Genomic DNA, 22,387 nt, shown 5'->3' with positions numbered 1-22,387 from the left:
TCAATCCGCGAAGCGCTTGAGCCCGGTCACCAGGGCCTCGCCCATCATCCGCAGGAACAGCGTGCCCATGCCGGGATAGAAGCGGTTCGGATCATGGCTGCCTACCGCGATCAAGCCAACGCCCGGCAACGGCAGCAGCGCGGTGGTCTGCACTTCCTCGCTGCGCGCGCCGTACAGCACCGCGTTCTTGTCGCTCTGCAGGCGGCCACAGATCGGCTCGCCATCCTTCAGGCAGTCGCGGAACGGGCCCAGCTGCGCATCATCGGCAGCCAGCACCTGCAGCCACTCGGCCTGCTCCAGCCCGGCTACCGGCGCATGCACGACCAGCCGCACCAGATCGCCGGCGAAGTCTTCCTGCAGTGATGCCGCCATCGCACGCAGCGTATCGGCGGCGTTGTCCTGCTTCATCAGGGCCAGGGTGAGCTGATGCGTGCGCACCGCCAGCCGCTCGTTGACCTGCGCGGTCGCGCCCAGGTCGGCCAACCGTCGCGCCAGCTCGCGGTTCTTCTCGCGCAGCACTTCCAGCTGGTAGCTGGCCAGCGATGCGGTCGGGCCGTCATCGCGTGGCACCACCAGGGTCAGCGCCAGGTCCGGGAACTGCTTGAGGAAGCCCGGATGACGCCGCAACCAGGCGGCGACTTCATGGGCACCGAGCTTGTCGACGGTCTCAGTCATGCGATCCACTCCCCTTCGAAGACGAATGCGGTCGGGCCCGCCATCACCACCGGCTGGCCATCGCCCGGCCACTGGATGCGCAGGTCGCCACCGGGCAGGCTGATGCGCGCATCGCGCTGCAGGCGGCCGCGATGCATCAGGGTCACCGCAGCCGCGCAGGCGCCACTGCCGCAGGCCAGGGTTTCACCCACGCCGCGCTCGAACACGCGCAGGCGCACATGTTCCGGGCCCATCACCTGCGCGAAGCCCACGTTCACCGACTTCGGGAACGAGGCATGCTGCTGCAGCAATCCACCCACGCGCTCAACCGGTGCGGCGTCGACCAGGCCCACTTCGATCACCGCGTGTGGATTGCCCATCGACACCGCCGCGAAGCGCACGGTCTCACCCTGCAGTGGCAGCAGGTATTCCTCGCGCGGGTGGGCGAAGCCGATCAGCGGCACCTGCGCCGGTTCGAACAGCGGCACGCCCATCGCCACCGCGTACTGGCCATCGCCGAGGACATCCACGGCGTGGCTGGCCAGCGGGCTGTCGATCACGAAGCGATCACCCTGCGCACTACCTTCGCGTACCAGCCAGGCAGCGATGCAGCGCGCGCCGTTGCCGCACTGCTCGGAATTGGAACCATCGGCGTTCCAGATGCGGTATGAGGCGACCGAGCCTTCGGCGCGCGGCGGCTCGATGGTCAGGATCTGGTCGCAGCCGACGCCGGTATGGCGGTCGGCCAGGCGTGCGGCCAGTTCCGGGGTGGGCGGCGGGGTGCCGTCGCGCAGGTCGATCACTACGAAATCGTTGCCCGCGCCGTGCATCTTGCTGAAGCGCAGGCCGTTGGTACCGGCCTTACTCATTCCCGTCGTCCACCTTCTTGGCCGGATCCGGGGTTACCGACGGACTGCCGTCACCGATGTTCTGGGTGGCTGCGGGCGTGGTGTCGGCATCAGCGGCCGGTTCGACGGTTTCTTCCACCGGCACCGGCTTCTGCGGCAGCACCAGCGGGCCCTTGTTGCCGCAAGCGGCGAGGAACAGCAGCGAGGCCGCTGCCAGCGGAATCAGGATGACATTGCGATGGGGGATGTTCATGCCCCGAGTATAGCCATTGGCGGCTGAGCGGTTGGTGCAGGGTGCCGCGCCATGCCCGGGGGGAGAGATCAATCGGCCGGTGGCAGCGGACGGGTCCACAGCCAGATCGCCACCACGGTCATGCTGCCGATGGAGAGCCACTTCACCCAGGCCACCGGCACGCACCACAGCATGATGCCGGCACACACCGCCATGGTGATCGTAGCCATCCATTTGCCGTAGCGGCTGACCGCACCATGTGCCTGCCAGTTGGCGATGGCCGTGCCGAAGCGCGGGTGCTGCAGCAGCCAGCGGTGCAGGCGCTCGGAGCCGCGCGAGGCGGCCCAGGCCGAGATCAGGATGAATACGGTGGTGGGCAGCCCCGGCACGAAGATGCCGACGATGCCGGTACCCAGGCTGGCATAGGCCAGCAGCCACCACGCCCAACGGAACCGCACCGGCCGGGTGGGCGCTGGCAGGTTCTTGGTGGCGGGCGGTTCGGGCAGGCTCATCGCGCAAGGATACCCAGCGCAGGTGGCGGCGGCGATATCACCGCCGCCACGATGCGTCATTCCGTCGCAGCGCCGGCAACCGGCGTTTCGATGCCCAGCTGCTGCAGCACGAACGCATACGACTCGGACAGTTCGCGGTAACGCTGGAAGCGCCCGGACTTGCCGCCGTGGCCGGCTTCCATGTTGGTGCGGAACAGGATCGGGAAGTGGCCGGTGTTGTCATCACGCAGCTTGGCCACCCACTTGGCCGGCTCCCAGTACTGCACCTGCGAATCCCACAGGCCGGTACCCACGAACAGCGACGGATAGGCCTGCTTTTTCACGTTGTCGTAGGGCGAGTAGGACAGCATGTACTCGTAATACGGCTTCCGCTCGGGGTTGCCCCACTCGTCGTACTCGTTGGTGGTCAGCGGGATGGTCGGGTCGAGCATGGTGGTGACCACGTCCACGAACGGCACCTGCGCCACCAGCACGCGGTAATCCTGTGGCGCCTGGTTGGCGATGGCGCCCATCAGCAGGCCACCGGCACTGCCACCAGACGCGGCGACACGATCCTTCGCCGCCCAGCCCTGTGCGACCAGGCCACGGGTGACGTCGATGAAGTCGTTGAAGGTGTTCTGCTTGTGCAGCAGCTTGCCGTTCTCGTACCAGTCGCGCCCCATTTCCTGGCCACCGCGGATGTGGGCGATGGCGTACACCACGCCACGGTCGAGCAGGCTCACCGCAGTCTGGTTGAAGTATGGGTCCATCGACATGCCGTAGCTGCCGTAGGCGTACTGGAACAGCGCGCCGGTGCCATCCTTCTTGTAGCCCTTGCGATAGACCAGCGACACCGGCACCTTCACCCCGTCGCGCGCGGTGATCCAGACCCGGTCGGTCTCGTACTTCGAGGCGTCATAGCCGATCACCGGCTGCTGCTTCAGCTGGCGACGCTCGCCGTTGGCGGTGTTCAGTTCGTACACCGTGGTCGGCGTGGTCATCGAGGTGTAGACGTAGCGCAGCCACGTGGTGTCAGCCTCGGTGTTGTCGCCCAGGCCCATCGAATAGGCCGGTTCGTCAGCCTTCACGTAGTCGTTGCGACCGTCCTTGAACAGCAGGCGGATGCGCTCCAGGCCTTCGGAACGTTCGGCGATGGCGGTGTAGGTATCGAACAGTTCGAAGCCTTCGATGAACACTGCATCGTCATGGGCGATCCAGTCCTTCCACTGCGCGCGCGAGGTGGCGTCGGTCGGTGCGGTCACCAGCTTGAAGTTCTTCGCACCATCGTTGGTGCGGATCACCCAGCGGCCATCGTAGTGGTCGGCGTCGTACTCCACGTCGCGCTGGCGCGGGGCGAGCACGGTGAACGTGGTCGGGTCGCCGGCCGGCGCGTAGCGCTCTTCGGAGGACACGGTGCTGTGCACGCCGATGGTGATGAAGCGATCGTCGCGGGTGCGGCCGATGCCCATGTAGAAGCTGTCGTCCTTTTCTTCGTAGACGACGGTGTCGGCGCTGGCCGGGGTGCCCAGCACGTGCTTCTTCACCCGCACGGTCAGCAGGGTTTCCGGATCGTTCTCGACGTACAGCACGGTGCGGTTGTCGTCGGCCCAGACCAGGTCGCCGGAGGTGCCGGTGATCGTGTCCGGCAGCACCGCGCCGGTGCGCAGGTCCTTGAAGCGGATGATGTACTGGCGACGACCCACGTCATCGTCGGCCCAGGCCAGCAGCTGGTTGTCCTGGCTGACCTCCATCGAGCCGACGCTGAAATAGCCCTTGCCGGCAGCCATCGTGTTGACGTTGAGCAGGACTTCCTCCGGCGCGTCCATGCTGGCGTTGCGGCGCGCATGGATGGGATAGTCCTGGCCGGTTTCGTAGCGGCTGTAATACCAGTAGCCGCGCTCGCGCGCCGGCACACTGGCATCGTCCTGCTTGATGCGGCCGACGATCTCGCCGTACAGCGCATCCTCCAGCGGCTTCAGCGGTGCCAGCAGCTGGTCGGCGTAGGCGTTCTCGGCCTGCAGGTAGGCCAGCATCGCCTTGTCCTCGCGCTTGTCGTCGCGCAGCCAGTAATAGTCATCGTTGCGGGTCGCGCCGAACGGCGCCTTGACCACGTGCGGACGCTTCTCAACATCCGGCGGAACGGGCGGGGTGGCGGCGGTAGCGGTGCTGGTCATCAGGCTCGCAAGCAACAGGCAGAGAGTGGATTTCATGAAGTAAGGCTCCAGGTGCTTCAATGCAATGGTCTTCGACGGGGTCAGATCCCTTTTCCCGAAAAGGGATCTGACCCCAATCGCGGCGAAGCGGCAACCCTGCGGATCGTCACGGTGCGCGCCGGTAGTGCCGGCCGCTGGCCGGCAGCCTCGGGATAAACAGCCCCATGCGGTTGCCGGCCAGCGGCCGGCACTACCTGGACCGGCGGCGTACCATGTGGCCATGAGTACCCTGCCCCACACGCCGGGCTACAGCCGGCGCAGCCATGAAATCGCTCCCTTCCATGTGATGTCCCTGCTGGCCCGCGCTCAGGCGCTGGAACAGGCCGGTCACGATGTGATCCATCTGGAGATCGGCGAACCGGACTTCACCACCGCCGAGCCGGTGGTGCGGGCCGGCCAGGCGGCGCTGGCCGCCGGCCACACCCGCTACACCGCCGCACGCGGCCTTCCCGCCCTGCGCCAGGCAATCAGCGGCTTCTACCGCAGCCACTACGGCCTGGATATCGACCCCGAACGCATCCTGGTCACGCCGGGCGGCTCCGGCGCGCTGCTGCTGGCCAGCAGCCTGCTGGTCGACCCGGGCCGCCACTGGCTGCTGGCCGATCCCGGCTATCCCTGCAACCGCCACTTCCTGCGACTGGTGGAAGGTGGCGCGCAGCTGGTGCCGGTGGGCCCCGAAACGGCCTATCAGCTCACCCCTTCGCTGGTGCAGCAGCACTGGAATGCCGACAGCGTCGGCGCGCTGGTGGCGTCGCCGGCCAATCCCACCGGCACCGTGCTGTCAGCCGATGAACTGGCGTCACTGTCGGCGTCGCTGCATGCGCGCGGCGGCCACCTGGTGGTCGACGAGATCTATCACGGTCTGACCTACGGCCTGGATGCCGCGAGCGTGCTGCAGGTGGATGACAGCGCGTTCGTGCTGAACAGCTTCTCCAAATACTTCGGCATGACCGGCTGGCGACTGGGTTGGCTGGTGGCGCCACCGGCGGCGGTACCCGACCTGGAGAAGCTGGCGCAGAACCTGTACATCAGCGCCTCGAGCATCGCCCAGCATGCAGCCCTTGCCTGTTTCAGCGAAGAGGCGATGGCGATCTTCGAGCAGCGTCGGCAGGCCTTCCAGCAGCGCCGCGACTTCCTGCTGCCGGCCCTGCGCGAACTGGGCTTCCGTATCGAAGTGGAGCCGCAGGGTGCGTTCTACCTGTACGCCGACGTCAGCGCGTTCACCGATGACGCGCAGGCGTTCTGTGCGCACTTCCTGGAAACCGAGCATGTGGCGTTCACGCCGGGCCTGGATTTCGGCTTCCATCGATCAAACCAGCACGTGCGCCTGGCCTATACCCAGGAAGTACCGCGGTTGCAGGAGGCCGTGGAGCGGATTGCGCGCGGGTTGAAAAGCTGGGGCGGGTCGCGCTGACGGCATTGCCGGCCAGCGGCCGGCACTACCCATGAAGAAAAACGCCGCCCGAGGGCGGCGTTTTTCATTTCATCATTTACCGCCCAACCGCTCCCACAGGAAGCTGTAGGCCAGTGCGGACATGTGCGCAGCCTGCGCGTTGTTGGCCGCACCGCCGTGACCGCCTTCGATGTTCTCGTAGTAGGTCACGTCCTTGCCGGCATCGATCATCTTCGCAGCCATCTTGCGGGCGTGGCCCGGATGTACGCGGTCATCGCGGGTGGAGGTGGTGAACAGCACCGGCGGGTAGCTCTTCTTCGCGTCGAACAGGTGGTACGGCGAGAAGGTCTTGATGAACTCCCAGTCACTGGTGTCCGGGTTGCCGTACTCGGCCATCCACGATGCGCCGGCCAGCAGGTGGCTGTAGCGCTTCATGTCCAGCAGCGGAACCTGCACCACCACCGCACCGAACAGCTCCGGGTACTGGGTCAGCATGTTGCCGGTGAGCAGGCCACCGTTGCTGCCGCCCTGCACACCCAGGTGCTTGGCCGAGGTGATCTTGCGGGTGACCAGATCCTGGGCAACCGCGGCCATGTCTTCATAGGCCTTGTGACGATTCTGCTTCAGCGCCGCCTGGTGCCAGCGCGGACCGTACTCGCCACCGCCACGGATGTTGGCGACCACGTACACGCCGCCCTTCTCCAGCCAAGCGCGACCCATGCCACCGGAATACGCCGGGGTCAGCGAGATCTCGAAGCCACCGTAGCCGTACAGCAGGGTCGGGTTGGAACCATCGAGCTTCATCGCCTTGTCGTGCACCACGAAGTACGGCACGCGGGTGCCGTCCTTGCTGGTGGCGAAGTGCTGTTCGATGACCTTGCCGTCGGCATCGAAGAACGCCGGCATGGTCTTCAGCACTTCCGGCGCCTTGCCGATGTCGGCGATGGCCAGGGTGGTCGGGGTCAGGTAGTCGGTGGCGGTCAGCCACACTGCATCGCTGTCGTTGCTGTCGACCGCACTGACGCCCAGGGTGCCGAAGGCCGGCGCACCGACGAAATCGCTCTTCTGCCAGCCCTTGGCGGTCGGGGTCAGCACCGACAGGCGGTTCTTGACGTCGTCCAGCACGTTCAGCACCAGGTGGTTCTTTGTCCACGAGGCACTGGCCAGCGAGGTGGTGGCGGTCGGGGTGAACAGCACCTCGAAATCACGCTTGCCGGCCAGGAAATCATCCAGCTTGGTCACCAGCAGTGCGCCGGAGGCGTAGGTCTTGCCACCCACGGTCCACGGATCGCGAAGTTCCAGGGTCAGCCACTGCTTGTGCAGGCCCTTCTCGGCCGAGTTCGGCGCATCGATCCTGGTCAGCTTGCCATCGTCGCCGCGCAGGTAGATCTCGTTGTTGTAGAAGGCCAGCGTGCGGCTGACCAGGTTGCGCTCGAAGCCCGGGGTGTCATCGTGCATCGCCGCGATGTACATGTCTTCCGGCTTGCCTTCATAGACCAGGCTGGCCGCGGACATCGGCGTGCCACGCTTCCACAGCTTGGCCACGCGCGGGTAACCGGAGGTGGTCATCGAACCGGTACCGAAGTCGGTGTAGACGAACACGGTGTCGCGGTCGATCCAGCTCAGGCCGCCCTTCGATTCGGGACGGAAGAAGCCGTCCTTGATCCAGCTCTTGCTGGCCAGGTCGAACTCGCGGGTGACATCGGCGTCGGCGCCGCCGCGCGACAGCGCGATCAGACAGCGGCTGTAATCCGGACGCAGGCAGTCGGCGCCGTGCCAGACCCAGTTCTCGTTCTCGGCCTTGTTCAGCGCATCGAGGTCGAGCACGGTCTCCCAGGTCGGCGAGGTCTTGCGGTACTCGGCCAGGGTGGTGCGACGCCACAGGCCGCGCTCGTGCTGCTTGTCCTTCCAGAAGTTGTAGTAGTAGTCGCCGATCTTCTGCACGCCGGGAATCTTGGCGTCCGAGTCGAGCACCTCGCGGATGCTGGTCTCCATCTGCTTGAAGGCCGGGGTCTGCGCCAGGCGCGCCTCGGACTTGGCGTTCTGTTCCTTGACCCAGGACAGCGGCTTGTCGCCGGTGACGTCCTCCAGCCAGGCGTAACGGTCGGTGTCTTCAGCGGCCACGGCGGTACCCACCGAGGCAGCGGTCATCATGCCGGCCAGCAGGCAGGCGGAAGCGAATCGTGACATTGCAGCTCCAGGCAGTCATTAGCCGTGGAACGCTAGCATGGATGACCGGGGCCGCCCCCGTGTCGAAGGTCAGGCCGTGGCGGTGTGCGCCTTGCGCGCACGTGGCTGGGAGCGGCGCCGGGCCTGCCCAGTGTCGCGTCGCAGCCAGCGCAGCACGGCCCGCGTGGGCAACGGGCAGCGCAGCAGCGCCCACCAGGCCGCCAGCGGCATCCCCACCAGCCACAGCGGCAGCCAGCCCAGCCAGACACTGCTGCCGCGCGCGGCGGGCCACACCAGCACCACGGCCAGCCCTGCCAAGGCGAGCTGCGGAACCACCCGCAGCAGGCGTGGATCGCTGCGTTCGCTGACGCGTTCAGCTGGAAGGCGGCGGCTGGGACGTGTGCGCATGCGGATTCTCCGGTGGTCGATGGGGGCCAGCTTGGCTGCGGGGCTTCTCACCGGCTGCGACACCATTGACGGATTGCGTGCACACAGTGACCATGCGCGGGCAAGCCCACTGGAGCCCGCTCCCGCATGACCTCGATCCGCCCGCTCTGCGCTGTGTTGCTGGCCCTGTCCCTGGGCGGTCCGGCAGTGGCTGCCAATTCCCCACCGTCGTCCCGCAACAGCGCCGCGGAAGCCTCTGCAGATGGTGCGATCGACCTGCAGCGCTTCATGGGGACCTGGTACGTGATCGGCCGCGTGCCGAACTTCATCGAACGCGGCCACGTCGCCAGCGTCAACCAGTACGAGCTGCGCGAGGACCACAAGGTCGCCATCACCTATCGCTACCGCGATGGCTTCGGCGAGCCCCTGCAGGAAATCCGCGCGCGCGCCAGTGTCGATCCCGACAGTGGCAACCACGGCTGGCGCACTTGGTTCTACCGGGTCGTGCCGACCCATTCGCGGGTGCTGGAAGTGGCGCCGGACTATTCCTGGGCGCTGATCGGCTACCCGGGCCGCGAGATGGCCTGGATCTTCGCCCGCACGCCTGACATGGACAAGGTCCTGTACAAGGACCTGGCCGAACGCCTGCGCGACGAGTACGGGGTGAACACCGACAAGCTCAAGCGCGTGCCGCAGCACGCCGAGCAGGTCGGCAAGCTGGGCTACGAAGTGCCGAACGTGCGTTGATCGAATGCGGTAGTGCCGGCCGCTGGCCGGCAACTGCACGGTATTTCCCGCGTTAATGAGGTTGCCGGCCAGCGGCCGGCACTACCGGGAACAATGCCGGCTAGCGGCCGGCATTACTGAACGATGCCGGGCACCACCCGGCATTCTGTTATCTGCGGCTGTAGTGCGCGACCAGGCGGTCGCCCAGCATCTGCAGCAGCTGCACCAGGATCAGCAGCACCACTACGGTGACCAAGGCCACGTCGGTGCGGTTGCGCTGGTAGCCTTCGCGCAGTGCCAGGTCGCCCAAGCCACCCGAACCGATCGCACCGCCCATGGCGGTGAAGCCGACCAGGGCAACGGTGGTGACCGTGGCTGCGGCGATCAGGCCCGGCCGAGCCTCAGGCAGCAGCACCCGGGTAACCAGCTGCCAGGTGGTGGCGCCCATCGACTGCGCGGCCTCGACCACGCCACGGTCCACTTCGCGCAACGCAGTCTCGACCAGCCGCGCGTAGAACGGCGCCGCGCCGATCACCAACGCCGGCAGCGTGCCGAGCACACCGATCGACTGGCCCATCAACCACAGCGACACTGGAATCAGCACCACCATCAGGATGATGAAGGGCACCGAACGCAGCAGGTTCACCACTACTGCCAGCAAGCCATAGGCCAGCGGCCGGCGCTTCATCTGCGGCGCGCCGAACACATACAGCAGCACGCCCATTGGCAGGCCGATGGCCAGGGTCAGCGGCAGCGAGCCGGCCATCATCAACAGCGTCTCGATGGTGGCCTTGCCGATATCCACCCACTTGTTGGCATCCAGGTTGCGGAAGAAGCCTTCAGCAGTGGCGATGATCATCGACGCAGTTCCTCAACGTGCACGCCGGCAGCCACGAACGCGGCCTGCGCGGCGGACTGGTCACCGCCCACCAGGGCGACGATCAGCTGGCCATACGGGGTGTCCTTGATCCGGTCGATACGGCCGGACAGGATGTTGTAGTCGACCCCGGTCTGCCGCGCGACGCTGCCGAGCAGGGGTTCGTAGGTGTCGGCGCCGAGGAAGGTCAGGCGTACGACACGGCCACCGACAGCGTCGAAATCGCGGTGCAGCGTGCCCTCGTCCACCTGCTCTGATTCGCTGACGAAACGGCGGGTGGTCGGGTGCTGCGGGTGCAGGAACACCTTCGTCACCGGGCCGGTCTCGACCAGCTGCCCGGCATCGAGCACGGCCACGCGGTCGCAGACGCGACGGATCACGTCCATCTCATGCGTGATCAGCACGATGGTCAGGCCCAGCTCGCGGTTGATCTTCGACAGCAGTGCCAGCACCGAGGCGGTGGTCTGCGGGTCCAGCGCGCTGGTGGCCTCATCGCACAGCAGGATCTGCGGTCGGGTGGCCAGTGCCCGGGCGATGCCCACACGCTGCTTCTGCCCGCCGGACAGCTGCGCCGGATACTTGTCCGCATGCGCCTGCAGGCCCACGGTCTGCAGCAGTTCGGCCACGCGCGCATCGATCTCGGCCTTCGGCGTGCCAGCCAGCTCCAGCGGGAAGGCGACGTTGCCCGTCACCGTGCGCGAGGACAGCAGGTTGAAGTGCTGGAAGATCATGCCGATCCGGCGGCGCAGCGCGCGCAGGCCCTCCGGATCGAGAGCGGTGACATCTTCGCCGGCGATCAGCAGGCGGCCCCCGCTGGGTTCCTCCAGGCGGTTGATCATGCGGATCAGCGTCGATTTGCCCGCACCGGAATGGCCGATGATGCCGAACACCTCTCCGGCCTCGATGGTCAGGTCCAGCGGCTGCAGCGCGCTGACTGCGCGGCCGGCAACGGCATAGGATTTGTGCAGGCGCTGGAACTCGATCACGGGATCAGCTCACCGGGAGGGCGATGGAAGGGGGCGTGCAGCCTACCAGCGCCGGCGCTCGCACGCCCGCGCTATGGGCCAGAATGTTATTCCTTTTGGTTCTAAGATTGCCGTTAACCCGCGCAACCGGTAGTGCCGGCCGCTGGCCGGCAATCTCATGGACCGTCGTTGCCGGCCAGCGGCCGGCACTACCCCGGTTCAGGGATGGTCCAACGGTTTCGGCGGTTCCTGCCGGTTCACCCGCTCGCGGTGCAGCAGGTACAGGCCCGAGGCGACGATGATCGCCGCACCCGCCCAGGTATAGCCATCCGGCAGCTGCCCCCAGAACGCCAGGTCCCAGCCGATCACCCAGACCAGGCCGCTATACTCCAGCGGCGCGATCATCGAGGCCTCACCCAGCTGGAAGGCTTTGGTCAGCGCGATCTGGCCCAGCGCTCCGGCCAGGCCCATGCCGGCGATCAACGGCGCATGCGCCATCTGCAGCGGCACCCAGCCGGGGATCGCCAGCAGGCCGGCGCCGATGGCCATGATGACCAGGAACCAGACCACCATCGACTGCGAGGTGTCGGTGCGGGTCAGCAGGCTGACGGTGATCGCGGCGATGGCATAGGCGGTGGCAGCGGCCAGCACCATCAGCCCCGGCACCGAGATGAAACCGCCCACGCCCGGCCGCAGCACCACCAGCACGCCGACCAGGCCGATGCCGATGGCGACCCAGCGCCGCGGTCCGACCCGCTCGCCCAGCAGCGGCATCGACAAGGCAGCAATCAGCAGCGGCGCGACAAAATAGATGGTGTAAGCGGTGGACAGCGGCAGGTCGCGCAGGGCGAACACGAAGCAGCCGATCATCGCCATGCCCAGCCCGCCGCGCAGCAGGTGCAGGCCCCAGCGGCGCGGAATCAACGAGCGTGGCCCGGCACTGGCCAGTACCCAGACCAGCACGAAGGGCAGCGACGCCACACCCCGCAGGAAGGTCACCTCCAGCGAGGGATAGCTGGCCGAAAGCTGCTTCATGCCGGCGTCCATCAGCGAGAAACAGGCGACGGCGGCGACCATCCAGGCCACGGCGCGCGAAGGGGAGCGTTGCAGGTTCATGGCCCATTATCGCCGACCGCGGACGTTGCCGCCGCGACCGGCGCGATAGAATGAGCGCCACTGATTTCTGCGGAGTAACGCCCATGCCTTCCTTCGACGTTGTGTCCGAAGTCGACACCCACGAACTGACCAATGCACTCGACCAGGCCAACCGCGAGCTTGCCACCCGTTTCGACTTCAAGGGCGTGGACGCCAAGTTCGAGCGCGAGGGCGAAGTGATCACCCAATCCGCGCCGAGCGAGTTCCAGCTCAAGCAGATGAACGACATCCTGCGCGCACGTCTGGCTGCCCGCAGCATCGACGTGCTCAGCCTGGAATATGGCGACGTGGAAACCAACCTGGCCCAGGCCCGGCAGAAGATCACCGTCAAGCAGGGCATCGAGCAGAAGATCGCCAAGAAGATCGCTGCGGCGCTGAAGGAAGCCAAGCTGAAGGTGGAAACCCAGATCAACGGCGACAAGCTGCGGGTGATGGGCAAGAAGCGCGACGACCTGCAGGACGCCATTGCCGTGCTGAAGGCCGGCAAGTTCGAACTGCCGCTGCAGTTCAACAATTTCCGCGATTGATCGACGCCGGGGTGTAGCGCCGGCCTCGGTTGCCGGCCTCACTCCCGCAGCAATTTGTACAGCGTTGTCCGCGAGATTCCGAGCTGGCGTGCGGCAAGGCTGAGGTTGCCGTCGGCGGCGCGTGCGGCGCGGCGCGCTGCATCGCGCTGCTGGTCACGCAGTGGCGCCGCCTGCACGGGCCCCGCGGCCGCAGCCGGCGAACGAGACCGTGCAGCGCGCGGTGCCTGCAGATGCTGCAGATGGACCGCACTGCCCTCACCCAGCCGCACCCGATGCGCAGGACCGGGCTGCAGCAGGCGACGTCGCTGTGCGGCGCTGGCGCCGGCAAACAACGTATCCAGCGAAAGCAACGGCAGCGGCCCGCGCCGTGGCAGACCGAGCAGACGCCGGGCGACGCGGTTGGCGGCAAGCAACTGGCCGTCTTCCTGCACCGCCAACAGGCCCTGCAGCGGTGATGCCAGCCAGCGCGGATCATGCTGCACCGCCAGCAGGTGCACATCGCTGAGCGTGTGCATCAAACGGTTCTCGATGGCCAGCGCCGCCTGCCGGAAATAGCCCTGCAGCAATACCGGATCGCGTTCCCCAAGCCCGGTGATGTCGATCGCACCGCAGACCTGCCCCTGCAGGTCATGCAGCGGCTCACTCAAGCAGAACACGGGGGCAAACCGCTGCAGATAGTGTTCGTTGCCGCGTACCAAGGCGGGCAGGTCGTCGGCCAGGCTGACCGCAGGCGCGGTGGTGCCGATCTCTGCCTCGCCCAACCGCCGTCCCACCTGGATCGGCCGCAGCAGCGGCGCATCTTCAAGGCCATGGGCGCGATGCACGATCACCATGCCTTCGCGGTTGGCGCAGAACATCGTCCATCCCCGCGCACCGAACGCGGCCCACAACTGCTCCAGCTCCGGCTGTACGCAACGCGCCAGGCGCCGATCATCGCGAGACTCCAGGCGAAGGCCATTGCCCTGCAGTGGCGGGTAATACGGCTCCTGCCCGGGCCGCACACCGGCCGCATGCGAGCGCTGCCAGGACTGCTGCAAAGGCAAGGGCAGCATCGCCAGCGACTGCACATCGCCCTCGGCAAAAGCGGCACGCGCCGCCACCAACTGCTGTTGCCCGACTGTCGTGGCCATCATGCACGCAGAGTACACCCGTGCACGCCACGCCCGCGTTACGTCCCGACAACGGAGCGTTTCCGTTTCCGTCAGACATTCATCCACGCATGACATGGATCCATGTGTCGACCAAGGTCGACACCTACCAAGGACAGGCCATGCCATTCCAACAGATTACGGAGATCTGTCGAAGGCGGGGTGGGTCCGGTTGCGGGGGTGTCCGCGGCATGGATGCCGCGGCCAAGCCCCCAAGGACGGGTTTACGGCGTCCCCCGCAACCGGACCCACCCCGCCATCCCACGGAATACCCGCTTTTGACGTTGCCGTTGCCGTTGCCGTTGCCGTTGCCGTTGCCGTTGCCGTCGATTCGGCGGGGGCAGGGCGCAGCCCTGCAAACCCACCCCACCCTCACATCACGCCGCGATCCGCAGAATCGGCTTCAGGGTAATGCCCCGAGTACTGTCCTCGGCCGCCTGGTTGATCTGCTCCAGCGGATAGAACTTCACCAGCCTGTCGAACGGGAAACGCCCCTGCTGGTACAGCGTCACCAGCTGCGGAATGAACACCTGCGGCACGCTGTCACCCTCGACGATGCCACGGATGCTGCGACCACCCAGCAGCAGGTTGTTCACATCGAAGCTGGCGGTCGTGCCCAATTTCGGCGCGCCAACCACGCCCATCATGCCCAGCCCGCCCAGCGCCTCGATACCTGCGGAGAGAACCTCCGGACGACCGGTGGATTCCAGCGCGAAATCGGTGCCACCACCGGTGATCGCACGCACGGCCTCGATCACATCGGTCTCGCGGCTGTTGACCACGTGGGTAGCGCCCAGCTCCAAGGCCAGCTGCAACCGCGAGGGCACCACGTCGATGGCGATGATGGTGGTGGCACCGGCGACCTTGGCCGCCATCACCGCGCTCAGGCCGACCGCACCGGCGCCATAGCTGGCGAAGCTGCTGCCCGATCGCACCTGCAGCGAGTTGAGCACCGCACCGGCACCGGTCTGGATACCGCAGCCCAGTGGCCCGAGCAGCTCCAGCGGCGCATCGTCAGGCACCTTGATCGCGTTGATCTCGCGCGCCAATGCAAACGTGGCAAACGACGACTGTGCGAAGAAGTGATCGTGCAGCGGTTGGCCCTGTGCATCGGTGATGGCGGTATGACCGTGGCCATCAACACCACCGAAATTCAGCGCAAAGAAATCGCGGCAGTACGCACCATGTCCACCACGGCAGGGATTGCAGTGGCCGCATTGACCGTAGGTCAGCACGACGTGGTCGCCGGCCTTCAGTTCACGCACGTTGGGGCCGACCGCCTCGACGATGCCCGCGCCCTCATGGCCCAGCACCGCCGGCAGCGGCACCGGATAGTATTGGTCACGCACGATCAGGTCGGTATGGCACAGGCCGGTCGCCACGATCTTCACCAGTACCTCGTCGTCCTGCGGTCCGCGCAGGCGTGCCTGTTCGATGACGAAGGGCTGTTCCTTGCCGCGCACCACGGCGGCGGTGATGTCACGCGATCCACTGTTGCTGCTCATCGTTGCGTTCTCCTCGATCAGATCGGATAGGCCGGGGCTTCGCCCTTGACCGTCATCCATTGCCACTGGGTGAATTCCTCCACGTTGGCCGGGCCGCCGATGCTGGTGCCGTTGCCGGACGCTCCTACCCCGCCGAAGGGATTGATGACCTCATCGTTCACGGTCTGGTCGTTGATGTGCAGCAGGCCGGTACGCAGGCGCTCGCCCAGCTTCAGCGCGCGGCCGACATTGCTGGAGACGATCGCCATCGACAGGCCGTACTCGCTGTCGTTGGCCAGGCGCACGGCTTCGTCGTCGTCATCGAACGGCACCACCACCGCCACCGGCGCGAAGATCTCTTCGTTGAACGCCGGATTGTCCGCGCTGACGTTGCCGAGCACGGTCGGTGCGAAGAACAGGTCCTGGTAGGTGCCGCCGGTTTCGAGGGACGCACCGGCCTTCACTGCGTCGTCGACCACACGCGCCGCATGGTCGCGCTGCGCGGCATTGATCAATGGCCCCAGCGCCACGTCCTCGCGTGCAGGGTCGCCCACCTTCAGCGACTTCGCCTTGGCCACCAGCTTCTGCAGGAACGCCTGATGGATGCTTCGCTGTACCAGCACACGGCCGGTGGCCATGCAGATCTGTCCCTGGTGCAGGTACACGCCCCAGGCGGTATTGGCCACGGCCAGATCCAGATCGGCATCGTCGAGGATGATCAGCGCGTTCTTGCCCCCCAACTCCAGTGACACTTTTTTCAGATGCTTGCCGGCGGCTTCGCCGACCTTGCGCCCGGCAGCAGTGGAACCGGTGAACTGGATCATCGCCACGTGCGGATCACTGGTCAGCGCGGCACCGGCGGCGCCGTCGCCGGGCAACATGTGCAGCACCCCCTGCGGAAGACCGGCCTGCTCGAACAGGCGTGCGATCACCGCACCACCGCACACCGCCGTGCGCGGGTCGGGCTTGAGCACCACGGCATTGCCGAGAGCGATGGCCGGGGCCACCGCGCGCATCGCCAGGTACAGCGGAAAATTGAACGGTGAGATCACCCCCACCACGCCGAGGGGACGACGCCGCGCCAGATTCAGCCTGCCGGGCTCGGACGGCAGGATTTCCCCCACGCTGCGCGAAGGGAGTGCGGCGGCCTCATGCAGTGCCTTGATGGTCACCTTGGCCTCGAAGCCGGCCTTCAGGCGGGTGGAGCCGCTTTCGCGGACCAGCCAGTCGACCAGCGTGTCTAAGTTTTCCTCGGCCAGGCGTGCAGCCTTGCGCAGCACCTCGGCGCGCTGTTCGTACGGCGCCGCCGCCCATGCCTGTTGCGCCTGCGCCGCAGCGGCAGCCGAACGCGCGACCTGCGCCGCGTCGGCCAGGCCGATCTCACCAAGCGACTGCCCGGTGGCGGGCTCGATCACCGGCTGGCGCTGCGCGGCAGCGCTCCATTGACCATCGAAGAAGGCGCCTGACCAGAGTGTGTCCGGCAGCCATGGGGAAGATGCAGTCATGTGAAGTCCTCCTGTGTCGTGCCGCCATTGCACGCCTAGCCCGCTGCGTCGGCAATCGGCCATTGGCGTGATATCGGCAAGGGATTGAATCGATGGGAATTTCCAGCATCGCCGTTGTCCAGTTCCTGCACAGTGAACGGCGTCCCCGCACCGGCACGCCTACAATGGCCACCCACGCCAGCCGATGCGCCCGCCATGACCGACACCACCCTGCCCACCGATGACCCGATCGCCGCCACCCGCCTGTGGCTGGAGCGCATCGTCATCGGCCTGAACCTGTGCCCGTTCGCCAAGGCGGTGTACGTGAAAGACCAGGTCCGCATCGTGCTGAGCGACGCGACCACACCGGAAGCCCTGGTGGAAGAACTGGCCGAAGAACTGGTGCTGCTGCGCGACACGCCGGCCGAGCAGATCGATACCACCCTGATCGTGCACCCGCAGGTGCTGAGCGACTTCCTCGACTACAACGACTTCCTCGACAACGCCGATGCGGCGATCGAGGCGCTGGACCTGCAGGGCACCCTGCAGGTGGCCAGCTTCCATCCGGATTATCAGTTCGATGGTGTCGCCGCCGATGACGCCAGCAACTACACCAACCGCGCGCCCTACCCCACCCTGCACCTACTGCGCGAAGACAGCGTGGAACGCGCGGTGGATGTCTACCCGGATCCGGACGTGATCGTCGAGCGCAACATCCAGACCCTGGACCGGATCGGTGTGGAAGGCTGGCACCGTCGCCTTCGCGGTGACGACCTGTCATGAGCGCGGCGCCGCCGATTGCTGCCTGGCCGGCCACACCGCTGCACGACAGGGTCGTGCTGGTCACCGGTGGTGCCAACGGCATCGGCCGCGGCATCGCCCAGGCGGTGCTCGGGGCCGGCGGTCGCGTGCTGATCGGCGATCTGGATGTGGAGGCAGGCCAAGCCTGCCTCGCCGAATGGCAGCGCGGCGATGATGCCGCGTTCCAGCGGCTGGACATCACGGACGAAACCAGTGTGCGCGACTTCATCGCGGTAGCGCTGCAACGCTTCGGCCGCATCGATGGCCTCGTCAACAATGCCGGCATCGCGGGGCCGCACGGCACCCTGCTGCAGGACATGGACTGGGAAGAATGGCAGCGCAGGCTTTCGTCGCTGCATGGTGCGTTCCTGTGCAGCAAGCATGCATTGCCGGCGCTGTCGACCGATGCAGGCGCGATCATCAACATCGCGTCGACGCGCGCCTGGCAGTCCGAGGCAAACAGCGAAGCCTATGCAGCGGCCAAGGGCGGGCTGGTGGCCTTCACCCATGCGCTGGCGATCAGTGCCGGACCGGCGGTGCGGGTGAACAGCATCAGCCCCGGCTGGATCAGCACCGATGCCTGGCAGGCGCCGTCGCGCCGACACGTGCCGCAGTATTCGGCCAGCGACCATGCCCAGCATCCGGTGGGCCGGGTGGGGCAACCGGAAGATATCGGCGCGCTGGCGGTATACCTGCTGTCCTCGCTGTCCGGTTTCAGCACCGGCCAGGATTTCATCGTCGACGGTGGCATGACCCGGAAGATGATCTACGCCGAGTGATCCCGGCCACCGCACCCGGTAGATGCCAACCTTGGTTGGCATGGATCCCGTGCCAACCAAGGTTGGCACCTACCAGGGCATCACGCATCGATTTCCAGTAGATCCACGCCATGCGTGGATGGCGGTAGCGTGCTTACGCCATGCCGGAATGCCGCAGCAGCGCGTCGATCTGCGGCGCGCGGCCGCGGAAGGCCTTGAAGTTTTCGGCGGCCGGGCGACTACCGCCGCGCGACAGCACTTCGTCGCGGAAACGCGCGCCGGTTGCGGCCAGCGCCTGCGGCGCTTCCTCGAACGCGGCGTACGCATCGGCACTCAGCACTTCAGCCCACTTGTAGCTGTAGTAACCGGCGGCATAGCCACCGGCGAAGATGTGGCTGAACTGGTGCGGGAAGCGATTCCAGCTCGGCGGATGGTTCACCGCCACTTCCGCACGCACGCGCTCAAGCAGTGCCAGCACGCTGTCCTGCGCGGCTTCGAACTCGCTATGCAGCAGCATGTCGAACAGGCCGAATTCGAGCTGGCGCACGGTGGCCATGCCGCTGTGGAAATTGCGTGCGGCCAGCATGCGCTCGTACAGCGCGCGCGGCAGCGGTTCGCCGCTGTCCACATGCGCGGTCATGCCCTGCAGGTGGTCCCATTCCCAGCAGAAGTTCTCCATGAACTGGCTGGGCAGCTCCACCGCATCCCACTCCACGCCATTGATGCCGGCCACGCCCAGCTCGCCGATGCGGGTCAGCAGCTGATGCAGGCCATGGCCCATTTCATGGAACAACGTGGTCACTTCGTTATGGCTGAAGGTCGCCGGCTTGCCGTCGGCACCGCGGCCGAAGTTGCACACCAGGTACACCAGCGGCGTCTGCACGCTGCCATCGGCGCGCTCGCGGCGGTTGCGGCAGTCATCCATCCACGCGCCACCGCGCTTTCCCTCGCGGGCGTACAGGTCCAGGTAGAACTGGCCCACCAGGTTGCCCTGCGCATCCACCAGGCGGAAGAAGCGCACGTCCTCATGCCAGACCGGCGCGCTGTCTTCCTGCACGCGCAGGCCGTACAGCTGTTCGATCACCGAGAACAGGCCGCCCAGTACTTTCGGCTCGGTGAAGTACTGTTTCACTTCCTGCTCGGAGTAGCTGTAACGCGCCTGCTTCAGGCGGTCGGCGGCGAACGCCAGATCCCAGGCCTGCAGGCTGTCGATACCGAGATGCTCGCGGGCGAACTGCTCCAGCTCGGCACGATCCTTGGCCGCGAACGGCTTCGCACGCGCGGCGAGGTCACGCAGGAAACCCAGCACTTCGGCGGGGTCCTTGGCCATCTTGGTGGCTACCGAATAGCCGGCGTAGGAATCAAAGCCCAGCAGTGCGGCCAACTCGGCACGCAGCGCAAGGATGCGATCGATGTTGCCGCCGTTGTCCAGTGCATCGTCGCCGAACTCGGAAGCGCGCTGCGCGCTCGCGCGGTACAGGATCTCGCGCAGGTCGCGGTCTTCTCCCCAGGTCTGCACGGGCAGGTAGCACGGCATCTGCAGGGTCAGTTTCCAGCCCGTCGTGCCGTCCTTCTCGGCTGCCGCGCGTGCAGCGGCCTTCACGTCGTCCGGCACGCCAGCCAGACGCGCCGGGTCTTCGACGATCAGCGACCACGCATCGGTGGCGTCGAGCACGTTCTGCGAGAACTTCGCCGACAGCGCCGAGAGCTCTTCCTTGATCGCCGCGAAACTCTGCTGCGCGTCCGCATCCAGTTCGGCACCGCCCAGGCGGAAATCACGCAGGGTGTTTTCCAGCACCTTGCGGCGCGCCTCGTCGAAACCCGCCGCTTCGGTGCTGGCCGCCAGGGCCTGGTACTGGCGGTACAAGGCCAGGTTCTGGCCCAGCGCACTGGCGAAGCGGGTCACCCGCGGCAGGTTGCTGTTGTATGCCTCGCGCAGCTCGGGCGTGTTGACCACGCCCTGCAGATGGCCGACCAGGCCCCAGGCACGCCACAGTCGTTCGGTGGCATCGTCCAGCGGGGTAACGAAGGTCTGCCAGCTGACCGGCTGCACCTGCTCGGCAGCGCTGACCGCCGCCTCGGCCTGCGCCAGCAGCACGTCCAGCGCCGGCGCCACATGCTCGGGGCGGATCGCCTCGAAGCGCGGCAGGCCGGAAAAATCGAGCAGGGGGTTGGCAACGGTCACGGCAGGTCTCCAGAGTACGGGCCCGAAGGTGCGGGCAGCCAGATCGATATGGCGCTTGCCGGGCTGGCAGACAAGGGGCGGCGGGCCATTGTTCACGTCGGCCTTACGGCCGTCGGCTGAAGCTTGCGGCGCGGGGGAGACCGCAGCGGAACGTGTCGAGGAGGCCCCACATGGAAGGTCTGGCTCCAGCTCCATCCGCAGTACGTTCACCATCGCTGGCGCTGTCGGCCAGCCCGACCGAACTGGCCTGGATCGCCGCGCTGTGCGATGCGGGCGACGATGCGCCGCGCCACCTGCAGCAGCTGCAGGCACTGCAACACCAGGGCGGCAGGTTCAGCGACGAGCAGGAGTGGTATCCGTTCGAGGTGATCGAACGCGGCGCCAGCCAGGTGCAGTCGGGGCACGAGCGCGAGTTCGTCATCTGCGTGCTGCTGTGGCTGCAGGCATTGGCCCAGGGCCGGGCCAGCAGCCTGGACCCACGCCTGCACCTGGACGACCGCGCCGTGGAGATCGAGGCCCTGCCCGATGCCCTGCGCGATGTGGTGCTGGATGCGTTCACTGCGGCCGGATATTGATCGGGGTGCGACTCACCGCCGCGCTCGCCGGACACGGCCCGGCGCTACCGGCTCGGCGTGACCGATAGCGCCGGGCCATGCCCGGCGGAAATGTTGGCCGGTTACAGCGCTTCCAGGCTGCACCACGGCAATGCAGGCAGGCCCTGCCCGGCTGCTGCCGCTGCTACCTGTGCGTCGGCGGTTTCCACATCGATCCCCTGCCGCACATACCAGGCGGGGTCGTAATAGCTGTGCGCGTAGCGATCGCCGCTGTCGCACAGGATGCTGACGATGCTGCCCTGGCGGCCAGCCTCGCGCATCCACTGCGCGGCCTGCAGCACACCGATGAAATTGGTACCGGTGGAGCCACCGACGCGGCGCCCCAGCTGACGGCTGACGTGGCGCATCGCGGCCAGGCTCAAGGCGTCGGGCACCTTCAACATGGCGTCGACACTGGTCGGAATGAAGCTCGACTCCACCCGCGGCCGGCCGATGCCTTCCACCCGCGAGCCGCCGTTGCAGGTCATGCCGCGCCACTCATTGCCGCCGGCCAATGCGGCCTGGTAGCCATCGAAGAACACCGAGACTTCCGGGTCCGCACACAGGATGCGGGTGTCGTGCCGGCGATAGCTGACGTAGCGCCCGAGCGTTGCAGCAGTACCGCCGGTGCCGGGGCTGCACACGATCCAGTCGGGAATCGGGCTGGGTTCCTCGGCCATCTGCTTGAAGATGGATTCGGCGATGTTGTTGTTGGCACGCCAGTCCGTGGCGCGCTCGGCATAGGTGAACTGGTCCATGAAGTGGCCGCCGGTTTCGCGGGCCAGCTTTTCCGAATCGCAGTTGAGGTCGCAGGCGCGCTCGACCAGATGGCAGCGGCCACCGTGGAACTCGATCGCCGCGATCTTCTCCGGCGACGTCGTGGCCGGCATCACCGCGATGAACGGCAGGCCCAGCAGTCGCGCGAAGTAGGCCTCGGACACGGCGGTGGAGCCGCTGGAGGCCTCGATCACCGGTCGCCCTTCACGCAACCAGCCGTTGGCCAGCGCATACAGGAACAGCGAGCGCGCCAGCCGATGCTTGAGGCTGCCGGTGGGATGGCTCGATTCATCCTTCAGGTACACCTCGATGCCATCGAACCCGGGCAAGGCCAGCGGGATCAGATGGGTATCGGCGGAACGGTTGAAATCGGCTTCGATCTTGCGGATGGCGGCGGCCACCCATTCACGCTGCGACATGGCGGGCAATGGTCATCAGGACGGAACGGTGCGATCCGTCCATTGTACGTCGCGGTGCCGTCAGCTGCCGGCCCGTAGAATGACGCCCATCCGGCCGGCAA

21 protein-coding genes are annotated in these 22,387 nt (G+C 66.7%); 6 read left to right on the top strand and 15 right to left on the bottom strand.

Translation table 11 applies throughout. The annotated features are described in order from the left end of the window. From ACQ5SA_RS15820 to ACQ5SA_RS15800, 5 genes are all read right to left on the bottom strand, one after another. Entirely contained in the window at positions 1-675 is a 675-nt protein-coding gene (locus ACQ5SA_RS15820) for a DUF484 family protein (protein WP_100462415.1), read from the bottom strand. Further along, the gene (dapF, locus tag ACQ5SA_RS15815; protein WP_499314896.1) at positions 672-1,523 is read right to left on the bottom strand and encodes a diaminopimelate epimerase; all 852 of its coding nucleotides are present in this window, start codon (positions 1,521-1,523) and stop codon (positions 672-674) included. The genes ACQ5SA_RS15820 and dapF overlap by 4 nt, the downstream gene beginning before the upstream one ends. Then, positions 1,516-1,755, bottom strand: coding sequence for an LPS translocon maturation chaperone LptM (lptM, locus tag ACQ5SA_RS15810; protein WP_499314895.1), 240 nt, complete (start codon positions 1,753-1,755; stop codon positions 1,516-1,518). Before lptM ends, dapF begins: the two co-directional genes overlap by 8 nt. 68 nt (positions 1,756-1,823) lie before the next feature. Then, positions 1,824-2,246 carry a YbaN family protein gene (locus ACQ5SA_RS15805; RefSeq protein WP_499314893.1) on the bottom strand — a complete coding sequence of 141 codons (423 nt, stop codon included), beginning with the start codon at positions 2,244-2,246 and terminating at the stop codon, positions 1,824-1,826. A gap of 56 nt (positions 2,247-2,302) precedes the next feature. Next, positions 2,303-4,435: a S9 family peptidase gene (locus tag ACQ5SA_RS15800; RefSeq protein WP_499314891.1), complete on the bottom strand. Its 2,133-nt coding sequence runs from the start codon at positions 4,433-4,435 to the stop codon at positions 2,303-2,305. 223 nt (positions 4,436-4,658) lie between these two features. Between ACQ5SA_RS15800 and ACQ5SA_RS15795 the strand changes: the two genes are divergently transcribed. Further along, positions 4,659-5,852 carry a pyridoxal phosphate-dependent aminotransferase gene (locus ACQ5SA_RS15795; RefSeq protein ID WP_499314890.1) on the top strand — a complete coding sequence of 398 codons (1,194 nt, stop codon included), beginning with the start codon at positions 4,659-4,661 and terminating at the stop codon, positions 5,850-5,852. A 72-nt stretch (positions 5,853-5,924) separates the two neighbouring features. On the opposite strand, the gene ACQ5SA_RS15790 is transcribed toward ACQ5SA_RS15795, so the two are convergent. Next, the gene (locus ACQ5SA_RS15790) at positions 5,925-8,021 is read right to left on the bottom strand and encodes a prolyl oligopeptidase family serine peptidase (RefSeq protein WP_499314888.1); all 2,097 of its coding nucleotides are present in this window, start codon (positions 8,019-8,021) and stop codon (positions 5,925-5,927) included. Positions 8,022-8,090: 69 nt separating this feature from the next. Next, entirely contained in the window at positions 8,091-8,408 is a 318-nt protein-coding gene (locus tag ACQ5SA_RS15785) for a hypothetical protein (RefSeq protein ID WP_230112554.1), read from the bottom strand. Positions 8,409-8,534: 126 nt separating this feature from the next. On the opposite strand from ACQ5SA_RS15785, the gene ACQ5SA_RS15780 reads away from it, so the two are divergent. Further along, a complete protein-coding gene (locus ACQ5SA_RS15780) occupies positions 8,535-9,134 on the top strand; it encodes a lipocalin family protein (RefSeq protein ID WP_499314887.1) in 600 nt (199 codons plus the stop codon). A gap of 148 nt (positions 9,135-9,282) precedes the next feature. Here the strand turns inward: ACQ5SA_RS15780 and ACQ5SA_RS15775 are convergent, their stop codons facing one another. From ACQ5SA_RS15775 to ACQ5SA_RS15765, 3 genes are all read right to left on the bottom strand, one after another. Next, a complete protein-coding gene (locus ACQ5SA_RS15775) occupies positions 9,283-9,972 on the bottom strand; it encodes a methionine ABC transporter permease (protein WP_230112553.1) in 690 nt (229 codons plus the stop codon). Next, positions 9,969-10,976, bottom strand: coding sequence for a methionine ABC transporter ATP-binding protein (locus ACQ5SA_RS15770; protein WP_230112552.1), 1,008 nt, complete (start codon positions 10,974-10,976; stop codon positions 9,969-9,971). Before ACQ5SA_RS15770 ends, ACQ5SA_RS15775 begins: the two co-directional genes overlap by 4 nt. A 198-nt stretch (positions 10,977-11,174) precedes the next feature. Beyond that, a complete protein-coding gene (locus ACQ5SA_RS15765; RefSeq protein ID WP_499314884.1) occupies positions 11,175-12,071 on the bottom strand; it encodes a DMT family transporter in 897 nt (298 codons plus the stop codon). An 83-nt stretch (positions 12,072-12,154) separates the two neighbouring features. On the opposite strand from ACQ5SA_RS15765, the gene ACQ5SA_RS15760 reads away from it, so the two are divergent. After that, positions 12,155-12,637: a YajQ family cyclic di-GMP-binding protein gene (locus ACQ5SA_RS15760; RefSeq protein WP_230112551.1), complete on the top strand. Its 483-nt coding sequence runs from the start codon at positions 12,155-12,157 to the stop codon at positions 12,635-12,637. A gap of 38 nt (positions 12,638-12,675) precedes the next feature. On the opposite strand, the gene ACQ5SA_RS15755 is transcribed toward ACQ5SA_RS15760, so the two are convergent. The 3 genes from ACQ5SA_RS15755 to ACQ5SA_RS15745 form a co-directional block, all read right to left on the bottom strand. Next, entirely contained in the window at positions 12,676-13,770 is a 1,095-nt protein-coding gene (locus ACQ5SA_RS15755; RefSeq protein ID WP_499314882.1) for a helix-turn-helix domain-containing protein, read from the bottom strand. 392 nt (positions 13,771-14,162) lie between these two features. Beyond that, the gene (locus tag ACQ5SA_RS15750; protein WP_499314881.1) at positions 14,163-15,290 is read right to left on the bottom strand and encodes an NAD(P)-dependent alcohol dehydrogenase; all 1,128 of its coding nucleotides are present in this window, start codon (positions 15,288-15,290) and stop codon (positions 14,163-14,165) included. 17 nt (positions 15,291-15,307) lie between these two features. Next, entirely contained in the window at positions 15,308-16,774 is a 1,467-nt protein-coding gene (locus ACQ5SA_RS15745) for a benzaldehyde dehydrogenase (RefSeq protein ID WP_499314879.1), read from the bottom strand. A gap of 195 nt (positions 16,775-16,969) precedes the next feature. On the opposite strand from ACQ5SA_RS15745, the gene ACQ5SA_RS15740 reads away from it, so the two are divergent. Continuing rightward, positions 16,970-17,536: a DUF1415 domain-containing protein gene (locus ACQ5SA_RS15740; RefSeq protein ID WP_499314877.1), complete on the top strand. Its 567-nt coding sequence runs from the start codon at positions 16,970-16,972 to the stop codon at positions 17,534-17,536. Further along, the gene (locus tag ACQ5SA_RS15735) at positions 17,533-18,333 is read left to right on the top strand and encodes an SDR family oxidoreductase (protein ID WP_499314876.1); all 801 of its coding nucleotides are present in this window, start codon (positions 17,533-17,535) and stop codon (positions 18,331-18,333) included. Before ACQ5SA_RS15740 ends, ACQ5SA_RS15735 begins: the two co-directional genes overlap by 4 nt. A 133-nt stretch (positions 18,334-18,466) precedes the next feature. Here ACQ5SA_RS15735 and ACQ5SA_RS15730 read toward each other — a convergent pair whose 3' ends face one another. After that, positions 18,467-20,497, bottom strand: coding sequence for a M3 family metallopeptidase (locus ACQ5SA_RS15730; protein WP_499314874.1), 2,031 nt, complete (start codon positions 20,495-20,497; stop codon positions 18,467-18,469). A 170-nt stretch (positions 20,498-20,667) separates the two neighbouring features. On the opposite strand from ACQ5SA_RS15730, the gene ACQ5SA_RS15725 reads away from it, so the two are divergent. Further along, complete coding sequence (locus ACQ5SA_RS15725) at positions 20,668-21,072, top strand: hypothetical protein (RefSeq protein ID WP_499314872.1); 405 nt, start codon at positions 20,668-20,670, stop codon at positions 21,070-21,072. Positions 21,073-21,173: 101 nt separating this feature from the next. Here the strand turns inward: ACQ5SA_RS15725 and ACQ5SA_RS15720 are convergent, their stop codons facing one another. Then, positions 21,174-22,286: a PLP-dependent cysteine synthase family protein gene (locus ACQ5SA_RS15720; RefSeq protein WP_499314870.1), complete on the bottom strand. Its 1,113-nt coding sequence runs from the start codon at positions 22,284-22,286 to the stop codon at positions 21,174-21,176. Between the last annotated feature and the right edge of the window lie 101 nt (positions 22,287-22,387).

Source organism: Stenotrophomonas indicatrix (assembly GCF_050573115.1).
GTDB classification, from domain to species: domain Bacteria; phylum Pseudomonadota; class Gammaproteobacteria; order Xanthomonadales; family Xanthomonadaceae; genus Stenotrophomonas; species Stenotrophomonas lactitubi_A.
This window is presented reverse-complemented; position numbering and strand designations above follow the sequence as displayed.

What these genes read in the sequence shown, in the direction of transcription:
- ACQ5SA_RS15775 (WP_230112553.1), bottom strand. Translation starts at nt 9,972, where the DNA reads ATGATCATCGCCACTGCTGAAGGCTTCTTCCGCAACCTGGATGCCAAC.
- ACQ5SA_RS15785 (WP_230112554.1), bottom strand. Translation starts at nt 8,408, where the DNA reads ATGCGCACACGTCCCAGCCGCCGCCTTCCAGCTGAACGCGTCAGCGAA.
- ACQ5SA_RS15820 (WP_100462415.1), bottom strand. Translation starts at nt 675, where the DNA reads ATGACTGAGACCGTCGACAAGCTCGGTGCCCATGAAGTCGCCGCCTGG.
- ACQ5SA_RS15760 (WP_230112551.1), top strand. Translation starts at nt 12,155, where the DNA reads ATGCCTTCCTTCGACGTTGTGTCCGAAGTCGACACCCACGAACTGACC.
- ACQ5SA_RS15750 (WP_499314881.1), bottom strand. Translation starts at nt 15,290, where the DNA reads ATGAGCAGCAACAGTGGATCGCGTGACATCACCGCCGCCGTGGTGCGC.
- ACQ5SA_RS15725 (WP_499314872.1), top strand. Translation starts at nt 20,668, where the DNA reads ATGGAAGGTCTGGCTCCAGCTCCATCCGCAGTACGTTCACCATCGCTG.
- ACQ5SA_RS15800 (WP_499314891.1), bottom strand. Translation starts at nt 4,435, where the DNA reads ATGAAATCCACTCTCTGCCTGTTGCTTGCGAGCCTGATGACCAGCACC.
- ACQ5SA_RS15720 (WP_499314870.1), bottom strand. Translation starts at nt 22,286, where the DNA reads ATGTCGCAGCGTGAATGGGTGGCCGCCGCCATCCGCAAGATCGAAGCC.
- ACQ5SA_RS15805 (WP_499314893.1), bottom strand. Translation starts at nt 2,246, where the DNA reads ATGAGCCTGCCCGAACCGCCCGCCACCAAGAACCTGCCAGCGCCCACC.
- ACQ5SA_RS15735 (WP_499314876.1), top strand. Translation starts at nt 17,533, where the DNA reads ATGAGCGCGGCGCCGCCGATTGCTGCCTGGCCGGCCACACCGCTGCAC.
- dapF (WP_499314896.1), bottom strand. Translation starts at nt 1,523, where the DNA reads ATGAGTAAGGCCGGTACCAACGGCCTGCGCTTCAGCAAGATGCACGGC.
- lptM (WP_499314895.1), bottom strand. Translation starts at nt 1,755, where the DNA reads ATGAACATCCCCCATCGCAATGTCATCCTGATTCCGCTGGCAGCGGCC.
- ACQ5SA_RS15790 (WP_499314888.1), bottom strand. Translation starts at nt 8,021, where the DNA reads ATGTCACGATTCGCTTCCGCCTGCCTGCTGGCCGGCATGATGACCGCT.
- ACQ5SA_RS15755 (WP_499314882.1), bottom strand. Translation starts at nt 13,770, where the DNA reads ATGATGGCCACGACAGTCGGGCAACAGCAGTTGGTGGCGGCGCGTGCC.
- ACQ5SA_RS15740 (WP_499314877.1), top strand. Translation starts at nt 16,970, where the DNA reads ATGACCGACACCACCCTGCCCACCGATGACCCGATCGCCGCCACCCGC.
- ACQ5SA_RS15795 (WP_499314890.1), top strand. Translation starts at nt 4,659, where the DNA reads ATGAGTACCCTGCCCCACACGCCGGGCTACAGCCGGCGCAGCCATGAA.
- ACQ5SA_RS15745 (WP_499314879.1), bottom strand. Translation starts at nt 16,774, where the DNA reads ATGACTGCATCTTCCCCATGGCTGCCGGACACACTCTGGTCAGGCGCC.
- ACQ5SA_RS15780 (WP_499314887.1), top strand. Translation starts at nt 8,535, where the DNA reads ATGACCTCGATCCGCCCGCTCTGCGCTGTGTTGCTGGCCCTGTCCCTG.
- ACQ5SA_RS15765 (WP_499314884.1), bottom strand. Translation starts at nt 12,071, where the DNA reads ATGAACCTGCAACGCTCCCCTTCGCGCGCCGTGGCCTGGATGGTCGCC.